14 protein-coding genes are annotated in these 21,199 nt (G+C 56.9%); 1 reads left to right on the top strand and 13 read right to left on the bottom strand.

The window, feature by feature from the left end:
- Positions 1-42: 42 nt before the first annotated feature.
- Entirely contained in the window at positions 43-1,509 is a 1,467-nt protein-coding gene (guaB, locus tag AC3WS9_RS06245) for an IMP dehydrogenase (protein WP_282495504.1), read from the bottom strand.
- A 159-nt stretch (positions 1,510-1,668) separates the two neighbouring features.
- Between guaB and xseA the strand changes: the two genes are divergently transcribed.
- Positions 1,669-3,042: an exodeoxyribonuclease VII large subunit gene (xseA, locus tag AC3WS9_RS06240; RefSeq protein WP_492487337.1), complete on the top strand. Its 1,374-nt coding sequence runs from the start codon at positions 1,669-1,671 to the stop codon at positions 3,040-3,042.
- A gap of 121 nt (positions 3,043-3,163) precedes the next feature.
- Here the strand turns inward: xseA and AC3WS9_RS06235 are convergent, their stop codons facing one another.
- The 12 genes from AC3WS9_RS06235 to AC3WS9_RS06180 all read right to left on the bottom strand — a co-directional run bounded on the left by AC3WS9_RS06235 (position 3,164) and on the right by AC3WS9_RS06180 (position 20,953).
- Positions 3,164-3,379, bottom strand: a complete 216-nt coding sequence (locus tag AC3WS9_RS06235; protein WP_285146869.1) for a zinc ribbon domain-containing protein — start codon at positions 3,377-3,379, stop codon at positions 3,164-3,166.
- A gap of 42 nt (positions 3,380-3,421) precedes the next feature.
- A complete protein-coding gene (locus tag AC3WS9_RS06230) occupies positions 3,422-4,453 on the bottom strand; it encodes a Gfo/Idh/MocA family oxidoreductase (protein WP_492487335.1) in 1,032 nt (343 codons plus the stop codon).
- Positions 4,454-4,526: 73 nt separating this feature from the next.
- Positions 4,527-6,002, bottom strand: a complete 1,476-nt coding sequence (gene der, locus AC3WS9_RS06225; RefSeq protein ID WP_100780837.1) for a ribosome biogenesis GTPase Der — start codon at positions 6,000-6,002, stop codon at positions 4,527-4,529.
- 110 nt (positions 6,003-6,112) lie between these two features.
- Positions 6,113-7,291, bottom strand: coding sequence for an outer membrane protein assembly factor BamB (gene bamB / locus AC3WS9_RS06220; RefSeq protein ID WP_285146871.1), 1,179 nt, complete (start codon positions 7,289-7,291; stop codon positions 6,113-6,115).
- 10 nt (positions 7,292-7,301) lie between these two features.
- Positions 7,302-7,922 (bottom strand): YfgM family protein, encoded by a 621-nt coding sequence (locus AC3WS9_RS06215; protein WP_285146872.1) that lies wholly within the window; start codon positions 7,920-7,922, stop codon positions 7,302-7,304.
- Between the two features lie 13 nt (positions 7,923-7,935).
- Positions 7,936-9,210: a histidine--tRNA ligase gene (gene hisS, locus AC3WS9_RS06210; protein WP_282495510.1), complete on the bottom strand. Its 1,275-nt coding sequence runs from the start codon at positions 9,208-9,210 to the stop codon at positions 7,936-7,938.
- 91 nt (positions 9,211-9,301) lie between these two features.
- A complete protein-coding gene (ispG, locus tag AC3WS9_RS06205; RefSeq protein ID WP_282495511.1) occupies positions 9,302-10,420 on the bottom strand; it encodes a flavodoxin-dependent (E)-4-hydroxy-3-methylbut-2-enyl-diphosphate synthase in 1,119 nt (372 codons plus the stop codon).
- A 26-nt stretch (positions 10,421-10,446) separates the two neighbouring features.
- On the bottom strand, positions 10,447-11,460 hold the full coding sequence (rodZ, locus tag AC3WS9_RS06200; RefSeq protein ID WP_492487331.1) for a cytoskeleton protein RodZ: 1,014 nt from the start codon (positions 11,458-11,460) through the stop codon (positions 10,447-10,449).
- Positions 11,461-11,758: 298 nt separating this feature from the next.
- Positions 11,759-12,925 (bottom strand): dual-specificity RNA methyltransferase RlmN, encoded by a 1,167-nt coding sequence (gene rlmN, locus AC3WS9_RS06195; RefSeq protein ID WP_282495513.1) that lies wholly within the window; start codon positions 12,923-12,925, stop codon positions 11,759-11,761.
- 165 nt (positions 12,926-13,090) lie between these two features.
- A complete protein-coding gene (gene ndk, locus AC3WS9_RS06190) occupies positions 13,091-13,522 on the bottom strand; it encodes a nucleoside-diphosphate kinase (protein WP_107703118.1) in 432 nt (143 codons plus the stop codon).
- A 155-nt stretch (positions 13,523-13,677) separates the two neighbouring features.
- Positions 13,678-16,002: a peptidoglycan glycosyltransferase PbpC gene (gene pbpC, locus AC3WS9_RS06185; RefSeq protein WP_492490306.1), complete on the bottom strand. Its 2,325-nt coding sequence runs from the start codon at positions 16,000-16,002 to the stop codon at positions 13,678-13,680.
- A gap of 1 nt (position 16,003) precedes the next feature.
- Positions 16,004-20,953 (bottom strand): alpha-2-macroglobulin family protein, encoded by a 4,950-nt coding sequence (locus AC3WS9_RS06180; protein ID WP_492487328.1) that lies wholly within the window; start codon positions 20,951-20,953, stop codon positions 16,004-16,006.
- Between the last annotated feature and the right edge of the window lie 246 nt (positions 20,954-21,199).

Genomic DNA, 21,199 nt, shown 5'->3' with positions numbered 1-21,199 from the left:
GTGAAACAAAGCGCCCGGCATTAAGCCGGGCGCGGAAACTTATCAGGAGCCCAGACGGTAGTTCGGGGACTCTTTGGTGATCGTCACGTCGTGAACGTGGCTTTCCTGGATACCTGCACCGCTGATACGCACGAATTCCGCTTTAGTACGCAGCAGATCGATAGTACCACAGCCGGTCAGACCCATACAGGAACGCAGGCCGCCCATCTGCTGGTGGATGATCTCTTTCAGACGCCCTTTGTACGCGACGCGACCTTCGATACCTTCTGGTACCAGTTTGTCAGCGGCGTTGTCGGTCTGGAAGTAACGGTCAGAAGAGCCTTTGGACATCGCGCCCAGGGAGCCCATACCGCGGTAAGATTTATAAGAACGCCCCTGGAAGAGTTCGATTTCGCCCGGGGATTCTTCGGTACCGGCCAGCATAGAGCCGACCATCACCGCCGCAGCACCTGCCGCGATCGCTTTCGCGATGTCGCCGGAGAAGCGGATACCGCCGTCGGCGATAACAGGAACACCGGTGCCTTCCAGCGCTTCTACCGCGTCGGAAACCGCAGTGATCTGCGGAACGCCCACGCCGGTTACGATACGGGTAGTACAGATAGAGCCAGGGCCGATACCCACTTTCACCGCGCTGCAACCGGCTTCTGCCAGAGCACGAGCGCCTGCGCCCGTTGCCACGTTACCGCCGATGATCTGCAGGTCAGGGTATTTCGCACGGGTATCACGAATACGTTGCAGAACGCCTTCGGAGTGACCGTGTGAGGAGTCGATCAGCAGAACGTCAACGCCTGCTGCAACCAACGCATCCACACGCTCTTCGTTGCCCGCACCAGCGCCTACCGCAGCGCCCACACGCAGACGGCCACGCTCGTCTTTACAGGCGTTTGGTTTACGTTCTGCTTTCTGGAAATCTTTAACGGTGATCATGCCGCGCAGGTGGAAGCTGCTGTCGACAACCAGTGCTTTCTCAACGCGTTTTTCGTGCATTTTAGCCAGCACGACTTCACGGGTTTCACCTTCTCGCACGGTGACCAGACGCTCTTTCGGCGTCATGTACACGCTGACAGGCTGGTTCAGGTCGGTCACGAAGCGCACGTCACGACCGGTGATGATGCCGACCAGTTCGTTGTCTTCGGTCACAACCGGGTAGCCCGCAAAGCCATTGCGCTCGGTCAGCGCTTTCACTTCGTGCAGGGTGGTGGTTGGCAGAACGGTCTGTGGGTCGGAAACGATACCGGATTCATGTTTCTTCACGCGGCGAACTTCTTCCGCCTGACGCTCGATAGACATGTTTTTGTGAATAAAGCCGATGCCACCTTCCTGTGCCAGAGCGATAGCCAGGCGCGCTTCAGTCACGGTGTCCATTGCCGCAGAGAGCATAGGAATGTTCAGGCGAATGGTTTTCGTCAACTGCGTGCTGAGATCGGCAGTATTCGGCAGAACGGTGGAATGAGCGGGAACGAGGAGGACGTCGTCAAACGTCAGTGCTTCTTTAGCGATACGTAGCATGGGCAATATCTCTGACCTGGGTGGTTAAATATTGCCGTGGCATTATACAGAGCGTAACCGATTGCATCTACACTTTTTTATAAAAAATGCTTGCGATTACCTCCGGTCGGGTTACTATCGACTGAATAACTTGCTGATTTAGAATTTGATCCCGCTCACATGTTATCCTCCCAAAGCCCCTCAATTTATACCGTTAGCCGCCTCAATCAATCGGTTCGTTTGCTGCTCGAGCAGGAAATGGGACAGGTTTGGATCAGCGGAGAGATTTCTAATTTCACGCAACCTTCATCCGGGCACTGGTACTTTACCCTGAAAGACGACACCGCTCAGGTGCGCTGCGCGATGTTCCGCAACAGCAATCGTCGGGTCACGTTCCGCCCTCAGCACGGCCAGCAGGTTCTGGTTCGCGCCAATATCACCCTGTATGAGCCGCGCGGTGATTATCAAATCATCGTCGAGAGCATGCAGCCCGCGGGCGAAGGCTTGCTACAGCAGAAATACGAGCAGCTAAAAGCAAAGCTTTCGGCAGAAGGCTTGTTCGATCAGCAGTTCAAAAAATCCCTGCCCTCACCTGCCCATTGCGTGGGGGTGATTACCTCTAAAACCGGTGCGGCGCTGCACGATATTCTGCACGTGCTCAAACGTCGCGATCCGTCGCTGCCTGTCGTTATTTATCCGACCGCCGTTCAGGGCGATGATGCGCCGGGGCAGATTGTGCGCGCCATTGCGTTAGCCAACGCGCGTCAGGAGTGCGACGTGTTAATCGTCGGGCGTGGCGGTGGTTCGCTGGAAGATCTCTGGAGTTTTAACGACGAGCGCGTGGCGCGGGCGATTTTTGAAAGCCAGATTCCGATCGTCAGCGCCGTCGGCCATGAAACCGACGTTACCATCGCCGATTTTGTCGCGGATATGCGCGCGCCTACGCCGTCGGCTGCCGCTGAAATCGTCAGCCGGAACCAGCTGGAACTCTTGCGCCAGTTGCAGAACGGACAGCAGCGTCTGGAGATGGCGATGGACTATTTCCTCGCTAACCGCAATCGTCGTTTCACAAAGCTTCAACACCGCCTGCAACAGCAGCACCCGCAGCTACGCCTGGCGCGTCAGCAAACGGTGCTTGAACGTCTGCGCCAGCGGATGAACTTTGCGCTGGATAATCAGCTTAAGCGCGCCGTTTCACGTCAGCAGCGCATGACCCAGCGCCTGAATCAGCAAAACCCACAGCCGCGCATCTACCGCGCGCAAACCCGTATGCAGCAGCTTGAGTATCGTCTGGGTGAGAATATCCGTGCCCGTCTGAGCAGCACCCGTGAGCGTTTTGGCAACGCGGTGACACATCTGGAAGCCGTTAGCCCGCTCTCGACGCTGGCGCGCGGCTACAGTGTGACCACGGCGACCGACGGCACGGTACTGAAGCAGACCAAACAGGTGAAAGCCGGTGATGTGCTCACCACCCGTCTGGCCGACGGCTGGGTAGAAAGCGAAGTGAAAGGGATAACGCCCGCTAAAAAGACGCGCAAGAAAAAACCGGTTTAAACCGGCTTTGACGTATCTGATGTTGCCGGGTGGCGCTTCGCTTACCCGGCCTACAAAACCCATAAAACCCGCAAAACCGTAGGCCGGATAAGCGCAGCGCCATCCGGCAGAATCTGCAGGTTTATACCGGCTTAAACTCCACGCGTTTCTTCGAAATCAACCCGTGCCCGTTCTGGCAGAAATAATCCACCGCGCCGCAGGCCTTCAACACCTGCAGCGGTTGATGGCAATCGGGGCATAGCGCTTGCAGCGCGATATCTTTATCGCACGTTTCGCAGTGCGCCATTCCGTTGACGGGTTCCAGCTCTGCATGGCAATCCGGACAGATAACAGACATCGTGACTCCTTAAAAAGGTTTTGAGTTATTTTACCACGCCGCTCAGTGCGGGCCACGCAGCTGCTGCTGTAATTGCAGTAGCAATTCGACCTCTTCCAGCCGACGCTGCGTGGTGAGGCTCACCTCTTCTGGCGCGCACTCGTACAGGCTTTTCTCACCCAGAATATGCTCTACCAGACAGTGCGCGTAGATTGCGCCTGGACGCGTCCAGCGCTGCACGTTTTCATCCTCAATCAACTCAATCACATCCTCAGCGCCGCGCCTGTCATGGCTAATGATTCGACCATCGCGCAAATGCAGCCGGATCCCTTTCTGTCCGCCAGCGGGTCCGGCGTATTTATTGAGCCAGATATCGACCGGAATACCGCTCACGGTCCCACGAAGATGCGCTTCGCCTTCCGCGGTGTGCAGATCGCCTTTGGCTATCGGGCGGCCAAGCCTGTCTTTTGCCGAGATTAACTGCAACGACAATTCACCACTTCCCCCCAGACCACGCAGGGTATCGCGCATCATGGCCAGAACGTGAGTGCCAATATCAATAATCACCCCATCAGGATGCTCAAGCTGACGGGTATCCGGCTCGCCCGTGGCAAAGTTCAGCGCGATTGGCTCGCCCGCCGCGTTGAAACCGCTTGGCTCCTGCAGAAAACCCTCGATTTTGACGATCTCATCAAGTTGGCCCTGCGCGACCGGTATAGCCCCCGTGCGCGCCATCCAGTGATCGAGCGCCAGCACGCGAGACGCGGCTTCAGGTTCGGCGAGCAGCGCTTTAAGTCTTTCGATTTGCGCCAGCGTAGCCACCGCCGGTTTTTCCACCACGATACGTTGAACTGGCGAGGCTAAGGCTTGCTCCAGCGCGTCGAGGTGATGCAGTGACGAGGTGGTGATAAACAGGGTATCCAGCGGAGTCGCCAGCAGTTGTTCCAGAGTCTGGCAGCGCGTCACGCCTTCCAGCTCACGCTCGGGGCGAAGATCATAGCCCAGGCAGCTGACTGTATGACCAAAAATCTGGCGTAACGCCGGTAAATAGGCCGTCTCCACTACGGCGCCAAGCCCAATAAAACCTAACCGCATGTTTCACTCCACTCATAACTGTCGGGAGACAAAAGACAAAAAACCCGACGGAGTCGGGTTTTGGATTTCGCAATTACTTGCCTTTCTTGATGTGCTTGATCAAACGTTTACGCTTACGCATCTGGTTCGGCGTCAGGGTGTTACGTTTGTTGGCAAACGGGTTATCCCCTTCCTTGAACTGGATGCGGATAGGCGTGCCCATCACGTCCAGCGATTTACGGAAGTAGTTCATCAGATAGCGTTTGTAGGAATCCGGCAGGTCTTTCACCTGGTTACCGTGAATCACCACGATTGGCGGGTTGTAACCACCTGCGTGAGCATATTTCAGCTTCACGCGACGGCCACGCACCAGCGGCGGCTGATGGTCTTCTGCGGCCATGGTCATAATACGGGTCAGCATCGCGGTGCTTACACGACGAGTGGAGCTGTCGTAGGCTTCGCGAACGGATTCGAACAGGTTGCCCACGCCGCTGCCGTGCAGCGCAGAGATGAAGTGCACGCGTGCGAAGTCGATGAAGCCCAGACGGAAGTCCAGCATCTCTTTAACTTGCTCACGCACTTCGTTGCTCAGGCCGTCCCATTTGTTGACGACGATAACAAGTGAGCGCCCACTATTGAGGATAAAGCCCAGCAGGGACAGGTCCTGATCGGAGATACCTTCGCGCGCGTCGATGACAAGCATGACCACGTTGGCATCTTCAATCGCCTGCAGGGTTTTGATAACGGAGAATTTTTCCACCACATCGGTGATTTTCCCGCGCTTACGCACGCCCGCGGTGTCGATGAGCACGTATTCGCGCTCATCGCGTTCCATCGGGATGTAGATGCTGTCACGGGTGGTGCCCGGCATGTCGTAAACCACAACGCGGTCTTCGCCGAGAATACGGTTAGTCAGTGTGGACTTACCGACGTTAGGGCGACCGACGATAGCGAGTTTGATAGGCAGATCCTGCGGATTGAAATCATCCTCAGGCTCTTCTTCTGCGCCCTCTTGATCGGCTTCGAACTGTGCCCAGTATTCGGCATCTTCGTCCACTTCTTCCGGCGGGTTCACTTCGTCAACCCAAGGCAGCAGAACGGTTTCGAGCAGGCTGGTGACGCCGCGGCCATGAGACGCAGCAATCGGGTAGATTTCACCCAGGCCAAGGGCCCAGAAATCCGCGACCGCCTGATCGGCATCGATGCCGTCAGTTTTGTTCGCCACCAGGAAGGTAGGTTTTTCGCGGGAGCGCAGGTGTTTGGCGATAGCCGTATCGGCAGGCATCAGGCCCGCACGTGCGTCTACCATGAACAGAACAATGTCCGCCTCTTCAATCGCCAGCAGAGATTGCTCTGCCATGCGCGTTTCCACACCGTCTTCTGTACCGTCGATACCACCGGTATCGATACAGATAAACTCGCGACCTTCCACTTCAGCACGACCGTACTTACGGTCACGAGTCAGCCCCGGGAAATCCGCCACCAGCGCATCACGGGTGCGTGTTAAACGGTTAAAAAGAGTGGATTTTCCAACGTTCGGGCGCCCGACAAGCGCGACCACAGGTACCATGTTTGAAGCCTCATAAAATTCAAATAAACGTCGCAGTTGCGGCGTTTTTATAAAAGTCAAAACGGCCCCTGAGTTAACAGGAGCCGTTTATTATACTACAAACGAGACGATTAACGCGTGATCGCGTAGAGCGTACCGTCTTTTGCCTGAATCAGCAGTTTGCCGTCAGCCACAACCGGATCGGTCAGGAAACCGGAGCTGTCGACTTTTTCCTGCGCCACGAAGCGGCCCGTTTCCGGATCGATCCAGTGCATATAACCTTCGCTATCACCGACGACCAGGCTGCCATTGTACAGCGCAGGCGCGGTCAGCAGACGGTGCAGCAGATCGCTTTGCGTCCACAACGTCACACCGCCATCGGTGTTCAGTGCCAGCAGGCGGTCGTTTTGGTCAACCAGGTAGATACGGTTGCCATCGACGATGAAATCGTTCACTGAACCCAGCTCACGTTTCCACATGACCTGACCACTGCGCAGATCCAGCGCCGTCAGGTTTCCGTTGTAAGCCAGGGCATAAACCACGTTGTCGACGATAACTGGCGTAGTATCCACATCGCTCAGACGGTCGATTTCAGTCGGACCGGTTGCCTGAGAGATACGCTGCTGCCAGATCATCTGACCCTGCTGCATCAGCACGGCGCTCACGCGACCGTTGTCACCACCGACGATGGCTGCACCAAAGGCTGTCGCCGGTGCCGATTCGCCGCGCAGAGACAGGGCTGGCATGTCCAGGTTCACGGTCCATTTCACCGCACCGTCAGCTTCGTTCAGCGCCTGCAGCTGGCCGTTGCTGGTATGAATCAGCACCACGCCGTCGCTAACAACCGGACGAGACAGGGCTTCACCCGCTACGCGAGTCTGCCATGCGATAGAACCATCGCTGGTGTTCAGCGCATAAACCTGCGCTTTTTCGCTACCGATATAAACATGGCCACCGGAAACGGTCACGCCACCCGAGAGCAGCGCCGGAGTACGGGAGAACCAACCGTCTTTCTCGGCCAGATTCACAGACCAGACTTCTTTGCCGTCGTCCGCGTTAAACGCGCGCACGGTGCCTTTGCGGTCAGCCGCATAGACCACGCTATCGGCAAACGCCGGATGCAGGTTGGAATAGAAATCACCAATACCGCTACCTACGGAAGAACTCCACGCGGTAGACGGGGTAAACTGGTTTTCAACCGTCGGCAGCGGGGACATTTTGACAACATCTTCTTCGCCACTGAACAGTGAACAGCCACTCAATAACGTAACGGAAAGCAGTCCTGGCAGAAGTAATTTACGCAATTGCATCGGGTCCCTCTCAGACGGACAAATTATTTATTTTCATCTGCATCATTTCGCTCAGTGCAGGAGAGGCGTTACTTTTCACGCCCGCTTCCCACGCGCTGCGCGCGCCTTGTTTGTCGCCTTTGCTCAGCAGAGCTTCACCGCGCAGGTCAGCAACAATCGCTGCAAAACCTTCGCCTTTCACGGTGTCGAGCGTTTTCAGCGCATCGTCGGCTTTATTCTGCTGAACCTGAATACGGGCGAGGCGTAAATTAATGACCGCTTTCAGATTATCGTCGCTGGCCGCAGCCAGTCCCTGATTCAGCTGAGCCACCGCTTTATCCAGTTCGTTTTTATCCACAAACTGCTGAGCCACTTCCAGCGCAGCCAGTGCACCGTAGGTGTTTTTGTTGTCAGCTGCAAATTTCTCTGCGGCAGCCAGCGTTTGTGGCTGATCGGCGCGAATAGCGCTCACAGTATTTTCATACGACAGGGAAGATTCGCGCGCGGAATCAGCCTGATGGCTGTTCCAGTAACGCCAGCCCATCAGCGCACCGACGCCCAAAATCACCCCAACCACCAGAGCTTTACCATTTTCGGCAAAGAAGCGCTTAATCGCATCAACCTGGTCGTTTTCGTTCTCGTACATTTCCACGCTGTTCTTCCTCTTACCAAGTCAAAGCGCGCAAGTGCGCAGCAACGCTGTCCTGCGTTACGGTTGTTTGCTCACCAGAGCGCAGATCTTTCACCACCACTTCGCCAGCAGCCACTTCGGACTCGCCCAGCACCAGTGCGATAGTTGCGCCCCACTTGTCGGCACGGGCAAACTGCTTTTTGAAGTTGCCACCACCGTGGTTGGTCATCAGCTTAACGCCCGGCAGCGCATCGCGCAGACGTTCGGCAAACTGCATTGCTGCAGACTGCGTATCCGCACCTGAAGCCACCAGGTATATATCGACAACAGATTCTGCTTTAAATTCCGGATTAACTGCCTGAACCAGCAAAACAAGTCGCTCAAGACCCATCGCGAAGCCGACCGCAGGGGCGGCACGACCACCGAGCTGTTCAACCAGACCGTCATAACGACCGCCTGCACAGACAGTACCCTGCGATCCGAGGCTGGTGGTGACCCACTCAAACACCGTGCGGTTGTAGTAATCCAGACCGCGCACCAGACGCTGGTTCACGGTATAGGCAATACCTGCATCTTCCAGTAGTTTGCACAGGCCAGCGAAATGCTCGCGGGAATCTTCATCCAGATAGTCACCCAGCGCCGGGGCATCGTTCAGCAGGGCCTGCACTTCCGGGTTCTTGGAATCCAGAACGCGCAGCGGGTTGCTGTACATGCGGCGCTGACAGTCTTCATCCAGCTTATCTTTGTGCTGTTCCAGGAACGCGACGAGCGCATCACGGTAGTTCGCACGCGCTTCGAGGGAACCGATAGAGTTCAGCTCCAGCGCAACGTGCTGGGAGATCCCCAGCTCACGCCACCAGCGCGCGGTGAGCATGATGAGCTCGGCGTCGATGTCTGGCCCTTGCAGACCAAAAACTTCAACACCCAGCTGATTAAACTGACGGTAGCGGCCTTTTTGCGGACGTTCGTGGCGGAACATCGGGCCGATATACCACAGGCGCTGCTCCTGATTGTACAGGAGACCATGTTCGATGCCGGCGCGTACGCAGCCCGCTGTACCTTCCGGGCGCAGAGTCAGGCTATCGCCGTTGCGGTCCTCAAAGGTATACATCTCTTTTTCAACGACGTCGGTCACTTCGCCGATCGCACGTTTAAATAACGGGGTCTGCTCTACAATCGGCAAACGGATTTCGCTGTAACCGTAGCTGCCGAGCACCTGTTTCAGTGTGCCTTCAATGCGCTGCCAGATGGCGGTTTCGCCAGGCAGATAATCGTTCATGCCGCGGATGGCTTGAATGTTTTTTGCCACGTTTATTCTCTTTCTATATACAAAAAAGAACCCGAAGATTCATTAATCCAGGGTTCAATCATACATGGGAAGCCTTTGGCTTCCCATCACGTTATTTTTCAACTTGCTGAATGCTGATGCGCTGGGCTTCATCCAGCATTGTCGCTTTCGCGCGGATACGGGCTTCCAGCTGATCGATCATGTCGTTGTTATCCAGACGATCTTTACGCACACCATCTTCATAAAGGCCGCTTTTCTTGTTGCCGCCGGTCACACCGAGCGTTGACACCAGCGCTTCACCCGGACCGTTCACGACACAGCCGATAATGGAGACATCCATCGGCGTGATCAGATCTTCCAGACGTTGCTCCAGAGCGTTGACCGTACCAATCACGTCAAACTCCTGACGCGAACAGGTTGGACAGGCAATGAAGTTGATCCCGCGCGCGCGAATGCGCAGGGATTTCAGAATGTCGAAACCGACTTTGATCTCTTCAACCGGATCCGCCGCCAGGGAAACACGCAGGGTGTCGCCGATCCCTTCGGAAAGCAGCAGACCAAGGCCGATCGCCGATTTCACAGAACCACTGCGCAACCCGCCCGCTTCGGTGATCCCGAGGTGCAGAGGCTGCTCGATCTGCTTCGCCAGCAGACGATAAGATTCCACGGCGAGGAACACATCAGAGGCTTTTACGCTGACTTTGAACTGATCGAAGTTCAGACGGTCGAGGTGATCCACATGACGCATCGCGGATTCGAGCAGCGCCTGCGGCGTCGGTTCGCCGTATTTTTCCTGCAGATCTTTTTCCAGCGACCCGGCGTTGACGCCGATGCGGATAGGGATATTTTTGTCGCGAGCACAGTCAACAACGGATCGGATACGCTCTTCGCTGCCGATGTTACCTGGGTTGATACGCAGACAATCCACACCATATTCCGCGACTTTCAGCGCGATTCGGTAATCGAAGTGAATATCGGCAACCAGCGGAACGTTGACCTGCTGTTTGATGAGTTTGAACGCCTCAGCGGCATCCATGGTGGGCACAGAGACGCGGACGATATCCGCGCCTACGCGCTCTAATGCTTTGATTTGATTGACCGTCGCCTCAACATCCGTGGTACGGGTGTTGGTCATCGACTGGACGGCAATGGGTGCACCATCACCAATCGGCACATTCCCAACGTAAATCCGTTTAGATTTTCTACGTTGAATCGGAGCCTGGTTATGCATGAATTGTCTCCCGCGTTACTCGCCTGTTACTGTGCTGCAGATTGTTCGGCATTAACGGTAAGACGCGCAACCTGGTTAGTTCTGATAAAACGGCTCAGATCGACAGGTTTTCCTTGATACTGGATCTGTACCGCTGCCGGAGCACCGATTTTAAGCTTATACGGCGCCTGACCCGTTAGATTTAATGTGCCATCTTTACGCTGCAGGCCGCTGAACAGCTTTTTGCCTGTCGCGTCAGTCACTTCCAGCCAGCAGTCGGCAGAGAAGTTCATCACCAGCGCGTTTGGATCGGCTGCAGTGGTGCCCGCGACGCCCGCCTGGTCAGTCGGCAGGGGTTGAGCAGTGTTAGCCGTAGCAGCTGGTGTGGTCGTTGCCGCCGGAGCGGTGTCCACATTCGCCTGAGAAGGCGCAACAACGGCGTTTTGCGCCGTCGTTTGATCCGGAGTGGTCACCGGCGCTGGCGTTTGGGTAGGTTCAACAGCCTGAGAATCGGTAGCCGCTGTTTGCGGCTCGCCAGAGGTGGTGCTGCTGTCGGTGTTTAACGGCACGCTTTGCGCGCCGTCGTTGCCGGAATTGTTAAGCTCTGCAGATGACTGATCGGCCATGGTGGTGATCTCTTCCTGCTGCGCTTTGTGGTTTTGCCACCACCATGCGCCCGTCAGACCAATCACCACAAACAGCACCAGCCAGGTAAAACTCATCAGCCAGCCATCACGTTTTTTACGACGTTTGCCCAGAGAGAAGGTCTGCATCGGCGCGACTTTCGCCGCACGTACCGGTGCCTGTTTTTCCATCATTGGCAACAGTTCTTCTTCAGGGATATGCACCAGTTTTGCATAAGAGCGGATGTAACCACGCAGAAACGTTGAAGCGAGATCGGCCGGAGCCTTATCTTCTTCAATATCGCGAACCGTGGAAACCTTCAGGCATAAGCGTTCTGCAACAGCTTGCTGGCTGAGTCCGAGTTGTTCACGGGCGTTGCGAAGACGAACGCCGGTGGAGAGTGCTTCATTTTGGTCGTGAGTGGCTTCAGTATTCATTCGCTACAACTACTTACTGGTACGTGTAAATTAGGGTTCAGGCGCCGGTGAGTCACAATGCCACCCGCACCGCGAAACTTCTGGTCATTTAACCTTAGACAGACAGTTAGTATAAGACGGTCCGGCCTTAGTTGACAGTGAAGCGCTTCTCATGAGGCTAAACTGTTGTTGCGACGTTACATACTGCCTTAAAGTCGTCTGAAACGCACCGTAATTATTCAGCAATCACAATCTGGCTGACTGAATATTCAGTAAGCTAATGCGTCACGACGTAAATCTGCACCGTGACGCATAATAATCACACAGCTTTGACGTCAATCGCCTCACCCTGCATGCGCTTACGCAGCGTACGCTTGGTGCGGTCAATCACATCGCCGGCCAGCTGACCGCAGGCGGCATCGATATCATCACCACGGGTTTTACGCACGATGGTGGTGAAACCGTACTCCATCAGAACCTTGGAGAAACGGTCGATACGGCTGTTGGAGCTGCGACCATAAGGCGCACCCGGGAACGGGTTCCACGGGATCAGGTTAATCTTGCACGGTGTGTCTTTCAGCAGTTCAGCCAGCTGATGCGCATGATCGGTTTCGTCATTCACATGATCCAGCATCACGTACTCGATGGTCACACGGCCCTGATTGGCGTTGGACTTCTCGAGGTAGCGACGCACGCCGGCGAGGAAGGTTTCGATATTGTACTTTTTGTTGATCGGTACAATTTCGTCACGAATTTCGTCGTTCGGCGCATGCAAGGAGATCGCCAGCGCCACGTCAATCATGTCACCCAGTTTATCCAGCGCTGGGACAACGCCAGAGGTGGAGAGGGTCACGCGACGTTTGGACAAGCCGAAACCGAAGTCATCGAGCATGATTTCCATCGCCGGAACGACGTTGGTCAGGTTCAGCAGCGGCTCGCCCATGCCCATCATCACCACGTTGGTAATTGGACGCGTACCGGTGACTTTTGCCGCGCCGACGATTTTCGCCGCGCGCCAGACCTGGCCGATAATTTCGGACACACGCAGGTTACGGTTAAAGCCCTGCTGCGCCGTTGAGCAGAATTTGCACTCCAGCGCACAGCCAACCTGAGAAGAGACGCACAGCGTGGCGCGGTCTTCTTCGGGGATGTACACCGTCTCAACGCGCTGATCGCCTACCGCAATCGCCCATTTGATCGTGCCGTCCGAAGAGCGCTGCTCTTCCACCACTTCCGGTGCGCGGATTTCAGCCACTTCTTTCAGTTTGGTACGCAGCACTTTGTTGATGTCCGTCATGTCATCAAAGTTGTCGCTGCAATAGTGGTACATCCATTTCATCACCTGGTCGGCACGAAACGGCTTCTCGCCCATCTCTTTGAAAAACTCGCGCATCTGCTGACGGTTCAGATCCAGCAGGTTAATTTTTCCATTTTTAGTAGGAACCGCGGCAATGGCGACTTCAGAGGTGTTAACTAGTTCAGACATAATATTTTCCGGCCTCGTTGTTACACGTTATGGCCCGTGGAGGGTTGAAAAGAAACGCCCCGGTAGGCTGTCTGCTCTTCCGGGGCGTTGCATTGTACAAAGTCTGGCGCAGGGATGCCACGTTTGCACGCGGCATTTACGAAATTTATACCCTTCCCTGAGGAATTAACGGGTACGTGCGCACACTTCGCCTTCTGCGAAGAAGTAAGCGATTTCGCGCGCAGCAGATTCAACAGAGTCGGAACCGTGGGTGCCGTTCTCGGTGAAGCTGTCCGCGTAGTCAGCACGCAGAGTGCCAGCCAGTGCGTTAGCCGGGTTAGTTGCGCCCATCAGATCGCGGTGACGCTGTACTGCGTTTTCGCTTTCCAGCACGGAAACCACGATTGGACCGGAAGTCATGAACTCAACCAGGCCGTCGAAGAAAGGTTTGCCGTCGTGCTCAGCGTAGAAACCGCGAGCCTGTTCAACGGTCAGATGCAGCATTTTGGTGCCAACGATTTTGAACCCTGCAGATTCAAAGCGAGCAAAGATGCTGCCAATAACGTTTTTTGCCACCGCGTTTGGTTTGATGATGGAAAAAGTACGTTCAATAGCCATGATAACCTCTGTGTTATGTTCTGTTGTTTTGCATACGTCTGTATAGATGGCGCGGATTATAGAGAGCAAAAACGCCATTGCCTATGGTTCGAAGTAACATTTTTTTAAAATAAGACGAGTTTTAGCAACAGGTCACATCTCAGACGGACGTTTCGCTACTGGAGGGTGAAATTCACCGTGGCGACTTGCCCCGTCTCATCCAATACCAGTAACTGATAATCCCCTGCTTTATCAAGCTGTAAAGTGTAAGCACGTCCTTTAACATTGAGAGGTTCCCCGTTCAGGAACCACCAGCGCTGGCTATCGCTGCCGATGGCCTGTAACGGAAGCGAAACGCGTGACTCACCGGGCAGGCGTTTTATCAACGCCCCTTCACGCACACCGGACAGCATCAGCGGCGCGGGGGAATCTTGCGACAGCGGCGGACAAACAGCCGACGACGCCGGGATGCGCGCGGCTCTGCGCTCAGACGCAGGCAGCCAGGGTTCAAGCGGTAGCGGCCAGACGTCGAGGATTTTCTCCTGCGCACCAGGGCAATCGGCTTCGACGCGTTTGCCTTCGCTATCCAGCCAGACCGGGAATCGAATCCCGCGAATCCCCTCTTGCTCCGGCAATAACAGGGTTGGCGGCTGGCTCCCGTCGAGCAGCCAGGTCGCCAAACGACGGCGGCAGTTCTCGCTCCCTTCCGGCAGGGATTGCCCACCCGGCCAGCAGATCACCCCACGGCTGACCGAGGCCGGTCGCGGATCGCGCGGTAAACGCCCCTCGTCGACCGTCGAATTTGACTGGAGCATATTGTTTACCTGGTTCAGCAGCGGCACGGCGCTGGCGAAACCAAACTGCCCGGCAACCGGCGTTCCGTCCGGGCGCCCGGTCCAGATGCCAATGATGTAGCGCGCATTGAGCCCGATCGCCCAGGCGTCGCGATAACCGTAGCTGGTCCCGGTTTTCCACGCCAGCGGAGCAACCTGCGGCAGTGCGCCATCCGGCAGCGGCTGTGCTTCGTTGCCTAAAATTCGGCGAATGATCCACGCCGACCCCGGCGAAAGAAGCGGGCGCTCGATGAGCGGATCGCCCGGCTGTACGCGCAGCTGCCCCGCTTTACCCTGACGGGCAAAGGCGCTGTAGGCTGCGGTGATATCGGCCAGCCGCGCCCCCGCCCCGCCGAGGATCAGCGACAAGTTCGGCTGCGCGCCAGCCGGAAGGATCAGACGTAATCCGACGTTGCTTAACATCCCGGTGAAACGTTTAGGACCGTAGGCCTCCAGCACCTGCACGGCAGGCAGATTCAGGGAGCGCACCAGGGCTTCGCTCATACTCACAGGGCCGTGGAATCCGCTGTCGAAGTTGCCCGGCCGATAGTCACCCGTGCGGCGGGGAACATCCTGCAATAACGAGGCGGGATGGATCAGGCCATCGTCCAGCGCCATGCCATAGACAAAAGGTTTGAGCACCGATCCCGGCGATCGGATCGCGCTCACCATATCGACGTGGCTAAACCGGCTGTCGTCACTGATGTCCACCGATCCCACCCAGCCGCGCACTTTCATGGTGGTATGATCGACCACGATCATCGCCAGAGAACTGCGCGGCGGCAGGCGACTTTTCCAGTTCATCGCCAGCTCTTCGAGCTGTCGTTGCAACGAGGCATCCAGCGTGGTGACAATTTTGTTGTCACGGCTTTTACCGAGCATCATGCGGGAGAACAGCGGCGCCAGCTGCGGCATTTGCCGCGGGGCCAGCCAGACCGGCTCCTGACGCGACTCTTTCACCTGCTGCGCGCTCCAGACGCCCTGCGTCACCATGCGTTCGAGCACTTTGTTGCGTGCGGCTTCCGCGCGATCCGGCCAGCGGTCCGGCCGCAGACGGCTCGGCGCCTGCGGGAGTACCGCCAGCAGCGCGGCTTCGGAGTAGCTTAACTGCGCCGGTGATTTCCCAAGATAGGCCCAACTGGCCGCCCCGACGCCCTGCAAGGTTCCGCCAAAGGGGGCGCGGTTGAGGTAGAGGGTGAGAATATCGCGTTTGGAAAGATGCCACTCCAGCTGCATCGCCCGCCAGAGCTGGCGCACTTTACCGCCAAAGGTACGCGGATGCGGATCGAGCAGTCGCGCCACCTGCATGGTAAGCGTACTGCCGCCCGAGACCACTTTGCCGGAGCTTAAATCCTGCCAGGCTGCGCGCAATACGGAGAACGGATTGACGCCCGGATGATCCCAGAACCAGCGATCTTCATACTGGATCAGGGCATCGAGATAGCGAGGCGAAACCTCTTCGATGGTAACCGGATAGCGCCAGATCCCGTCGCTGTCGGCAAACCGCCACAGCGGCGTACCTTTTTCATCGACCACCACGCGCGCCGGATTGACCTCTTTCAAAGGCAATGGCCACAGGCGATCGGCGACGACAATCAGCCCCCATAAAACGAGAATCGCTCCCGCCAGCCACAGCCAACGGGAGCGAATGAGTCGGGATAATCTCACCTTACGGAACGACAATCAGCGGGCCGCTGGCGGCACCCGTTGCCCGCCACTGGGGAACATACATGGATTCTACCATCGGCACCGGCACCTCGTAGGTTCCCGGCGTCACAGCACGCGCCAGGTACACCAGCGTTACCGGCTGGCCTTCGTTCACCGGAACCGCCGCGACAAAGCGATCGTCGCGGAACTCCATGTGCTGAATATCGGCCTGTTGCATCTGATTGAGCAGGTTCTGCACTTCGCTGCCGCTGTCCTGAAGGCTGGCGCTGCTGCTGGCGAGATTCTGGTTTTCCAGCTCAAGCCCTGCCGGGAGCAGATCAACCACCAGCGCATCCGGTACGTTTTGATTGGCCTTCACTTCCAGCCAGACCAGTACCAGCTCACCGCTCTTCAGGGAAGAGAGGGATTTGGTGCTGCCGTCGGTCGCCAGAATATGGCGCTCGATTTGCAGAACGTTGGACGAGGGTTGCGGTGCATATTCCGGATAACCGGTGCTATCGAGGCGCACCCACAGCGGCGTGGTACCGCTGTTGGTTACCTGCAGCGTGCCCAGCTGATCGCCAGTCACATTTTGCACCTGAGACTTGTCGCTGCTCAGCGCTTTGTCAGAAAGACTGGTGGTCGCCTGCCAGGCACCGGAGATCGTCTGGAGCGAACGTCCGGCAAGGAACAGGGCATTACTTTCCTGAGTCGAGAGCCAGCGCTGGCTGAACGCCTGCTGAGAGAGCGTATTCAGCAGCGTGTTTTGCGCGTCCGGCAGCAGCTTGTACTCTTCCAGCAGGGAGAGCATCAGGGCGTTATCGCGCAACTGGCTGCCGTAATCCGCCATCCAGTTTTTGCTGTCGCTGCGCGGGGTTTTCATCGCCAGATCCAGCGCCTGCTGGCTGCGTGGCGCATCGCCCATCAGTTTCAATGCCATCCCGAGCTGCATCAGAGGCAGGCCCGAACCGGTCTGCGCACGACGCTCCCAGATTTCACGCAGTGCGCCGAGCGGTGCTTTTTGCTGGCGCGCCAGCACCAGTGCGGCATACGCCTGTACGGCAAATTTACTCGCCTGCGTGTCATCGCTGTAGCGAATAGACATCATGCCTGGATCCTGCAGATAGCGCAGCAGGCGGCTGTTTGCATTGTTCACCGCGTCGGCTGGCACGCTGTAACCCTGCTCACCCGCACGGACCAGGAAGTCGGTAACGTAGGCCGTCAGCCAGTACTCTTCCGGACCATTTTTATCCCACAGGGCAAAACCGCCGTCATCGCGTTGCATCTGCAGCAAGCGGGAGATCCCGATATCAATTGCCGCGCGACGTTTGTCATCCGTATCACCTTTGATGCCGAGCGCGGTCAGCTGTGCGGCGTTGGTGTAGAGCGACGGGAACAGGCCGCTGGCGGTTTGTTCCAGACAGCCATACGGATACGCCTGCAGTTCGCGGATATAGCGCGCCAGATTGAGCGGCGGTTTACCGCTGAGCAGCAGTTGCCCTTGCAGCGTGGCCGGAGAGAACCCGGTGATATGCTGCGCCGGAGCCGTCCAGCTTTCGCCAGGGTTTAGCATCGCGCCGGTATTGACCGTCTGCGCCGGGAATGCCGGACGCACGCCGATTTTCCAGCTCTTCTGCTGCGGCGCGAAGGTTTCGCCCGGCAGCTGAAGGCCGGTCACCTGAGCCGTAATTTCACCGTCGCCGTAGCCTTCCAGCGCACGCACTGGAATGAACAGTGTGGTACGCACGCCCGGATCCAGTTGAACAGGCTGCGGCTGTGCGCCTTCGAGCGACATTAAGCCCGACGCGGTGAGCGCGACATTCAGCGTCTGCGGTTTGTCGGTCAGGTTGGTCAGATCCAGCGTCAGCCTGGTGGCATCACCGCTTGCCAGGAAGCGCGGCGTATTCAGCTCAGTAATCACCGGCGCGGCGACAATCACTTTGCCTTCGTTACTGCCAAAATCATCCTCGGTCCAGGCCTGGGCCATGACACGCAGCTCACCGTTGAAATCGCCAATCGGTAAGCTGATCGTCCCTTCACCGTTCGCATCCAGTGCCAAAGGCTGCGCCTGTTGAGCGATAATGGTGACGTGATTCACCGGCGGTTTACCGCCGCGTTTCAGCTCATCGCCATCACCACCGAAGCGCAGCGCCGCCATACGACCCTGTCCTTCGATGACCTGACCGTAGATATCATAGATGTCTGCGCCATAGCGTTTCTGACCGAAGAAAGCCTGCCACGGATCGGGAGTGTCGTAATCGGTGATATTCAGTACGCCGCTGTCCACCGCAGAAACCAGGACGTTCACTTTCTGCGGCACAATGCCCTCTTTCACGCTGGCTTTCACTTTCACCGACAGCGTCTGATTAGGGCGCATTTTCTGCGGAGTATCGAGGGCAATATTCAGACGACGGTTTTCGTCGCCCATCGGCAGATGCAGCAGACCGACGGCGCGTTTAGGCGTCGCTGATTTAGATTTATCTCCCGGACGTACCACCAGCGTGCTGAGATACAGATCGTGACGCTTCCAGGCTTTGTCGACTGGAATAGCCATATCCAGGCCATTGGCCGGAACGTCGATCTCTTTCCACCACAGTGGGCCTTCGCTGGATTCGATCATCGCGTAGCCTTTACCTGCGGCAGGTGCGGCGATGTGCAGTTTTATGGTGTCGCCTGGCTGGTAGGATGGTTTATCCAGTTTCAGCATCACCCGGTCCGGGCGCGCCGCGCCGGTGCCGTCGCTGTTATCCTGCCAGCTGTAACCCGCCCAGAAGCGCACGCTGCTGACCATCTCGTCAGGCGCTTTGACCTCCAGACGGTAAGAACCCCACTCCACCGGGAAGGTGACTTTGCCGGTTTCATCGGCCTTGAGCGTCAGTTCCTGCTCGCCCTCCACCAGATCTTTTTGATCGAACTGAGACAGCCAGCCGTCGCTTTCCGACCAGTTCCAGTAGTAGTCGCGACGCTCGCGGATCAGGCGAACCTGAAGATCCGAGACCGCTTTTTTGGCCCCGCTGGCATCGGCATAGACAATGTCAAAACTGGCGTTGCCGTTTTCATCGACAATCGGCTGGTTCACCGTGGTGTCGGTGCGATAGTCATACACCGCTTTGCTGGCAAACTGCGGACGAATGCCTGGCAGCGTATCGGCCGGCCAAATAGCTTGCTCCGCGCGGCGGGTGATCGGACGACCGCCCGACTCAAGCAGGCTGGCCTGGAGGATCAGCTGCAGCGGCGAGTGGGTCTCTTTCCACTGGCTTTCCGTCGAGACCTGGCCGCGCCCCTGATCGTTCAGGGTGAGCTGGACTTCATCCAGACTGCGGCTGAGGTTCTCTTCAGCGATATCACCAAACTGGAAGCCCGGTAACGCACTCACCGCCTCGCGCAGCGGACGCAGGAAAAGTTGCCCCTGCAGGCTGTTGCCGTTAGCCGGTGCGCCGTACAGGTAGTAGCCGACAACATCGAAATTGACTTCATCCTGGGTCGAAACGGGGGTTTTCTGACCGGTCAGATTCAGCGCCATGCGCTCAGGCATGAAATCTTCGACGTGGAAATCCCACAGTCGCTGCTGGTTGTCGCCGGTGTTGGCGCGAACGTGCCACATCCCCGTTTGCGCGCCGCTATCCAGCGGATAGTTAAAGCGATAGAGACCGTTTTCCGGCTGGGCCACCACCGTGCGCGCTACCTGTCCATCCGGACGCAGCACTTCGAGTTTGACGGGCTGGTCCGGGAGCGGTTTGCCGTCGCTGTCGCGCAGCAAACCGTTGAGGATCACCGTCTCACCCGGACGATAGAGATCGCGCGGGCCGAACATGAAGAATTGCTTGCTGTAACCTGGCTCACCGGCGATATCAAATTCCGCCAGGTCGAGCGCCGGGAGTTTGAGATCCAGAAGCGTCGTCTGGCCGTCTTTGCGGGCCAGAATCAGCGCTGCCTCTTTGTCGGTTTCGAGCTTCGCATGGCCGTCAGCATCACTGGTGCCCTGCGCCAGCGTCTGGCCTTTATCGTTGAGCAACAGGACTTCAACGCCGGACTGCGCCGCGCCGTTTTCCAGGCTCTGAGTGAAAATATCGAGACGATTGTGATAGCGGTGCGCGGATAAACCGACGTCACTGAGCGTAAAGAGCGTGGCGGCGTTGCTGTAGTTGTAATGCCCCGCCTGATTCATCACCGCGATGTAAACGCCGGACTGTTGCAGCGGTTTGATATCGCGCAGCGGCAGCAGCAGCTTTTCACGGGTGTTACGCGCCGGATTGAGATCGAATCGTCCGGTGTAAACCAGCTCAGCCATCTTCAGAAGATTGTCAGATTCCCAGTTGGTCAGGGAGTTACGGTACTCCCACTGGCTGACGAATGAGGCCAGCGATTCGGGCTTCACGCGGTAGAAGTTCACATCCACGTTGTTGACGTTAAGCGCCATCACCGGCAGGCCTTCGACAACCTTGCCCGGCAGGAGCGAGCCGCGGCTGGCAAAGCCGACGGTCGGTTCGATATCCCGCGTGGTGATCGCTTTTTCGTAATCAATGCCGAAGGTGGCTTTGTTAAGCGCCTGCAAGTCACGCTCAACGGTGACCACCAGATTGCGGTTCGGCTCCAGATGGCGCAGACGCAGCTCTTTCAGATTGGGAGCCAGTTCCCATGCACCATCCACTTTGCCGCTCTTTTTATCGACGACGTGAACCGTGCGGGCGAAATCCTGTTCGGGATTTAGCGGGACGGAGAAAGTCAGAACCAGGGTAGATGCGCCATCGAGCTGCACTTCGGAAGCATCGAGCAGCGTCAGGGCTTTGCCTGCACTTTGCGAAGCCAGCTTCGCGAGCTTTTCAGCATCCGGTTTTTCAGGCGTTTTCGGTGTGGGCGCGGAAGCGGCTGGTGCAGCCGCCTGAGGTTTATCGTCGTTGTTATCGCAACCGACGAGCGTAAACGTGGTAAGTAGCGCGAGAGAGAGCGCAGCTAAGCGAAACGGTGTCATCCTTTATCCCTGGTCCGTGGAGCCTGTTAGTCGTCGTCCGACTAAGTATTATCCGCAAGTTTCACTAATACAAAAGTCCAATTTTAGAATCTGGAAAGCGCCTCGCACATTGCTCGCGGAAAACGCGCGGCAGCCACCGGGATCACAGTGTCGAAGGTTACATGTTACCTTTCGCGTCATTTGTTTTTAAAACAATAAGATAGCTGGATAAGTTGACGCGCCACCTGCTAGCTTAATACTCAGACG

It is taken from the genome of Lelliottia sp. EB106-05-01-XG201 (genome assembly GCF_058791735.1).
Note: the sequence above shows the minus strand (reverse complement) of the source record. Positions and strands in the feature narration are given on the sequence as shown.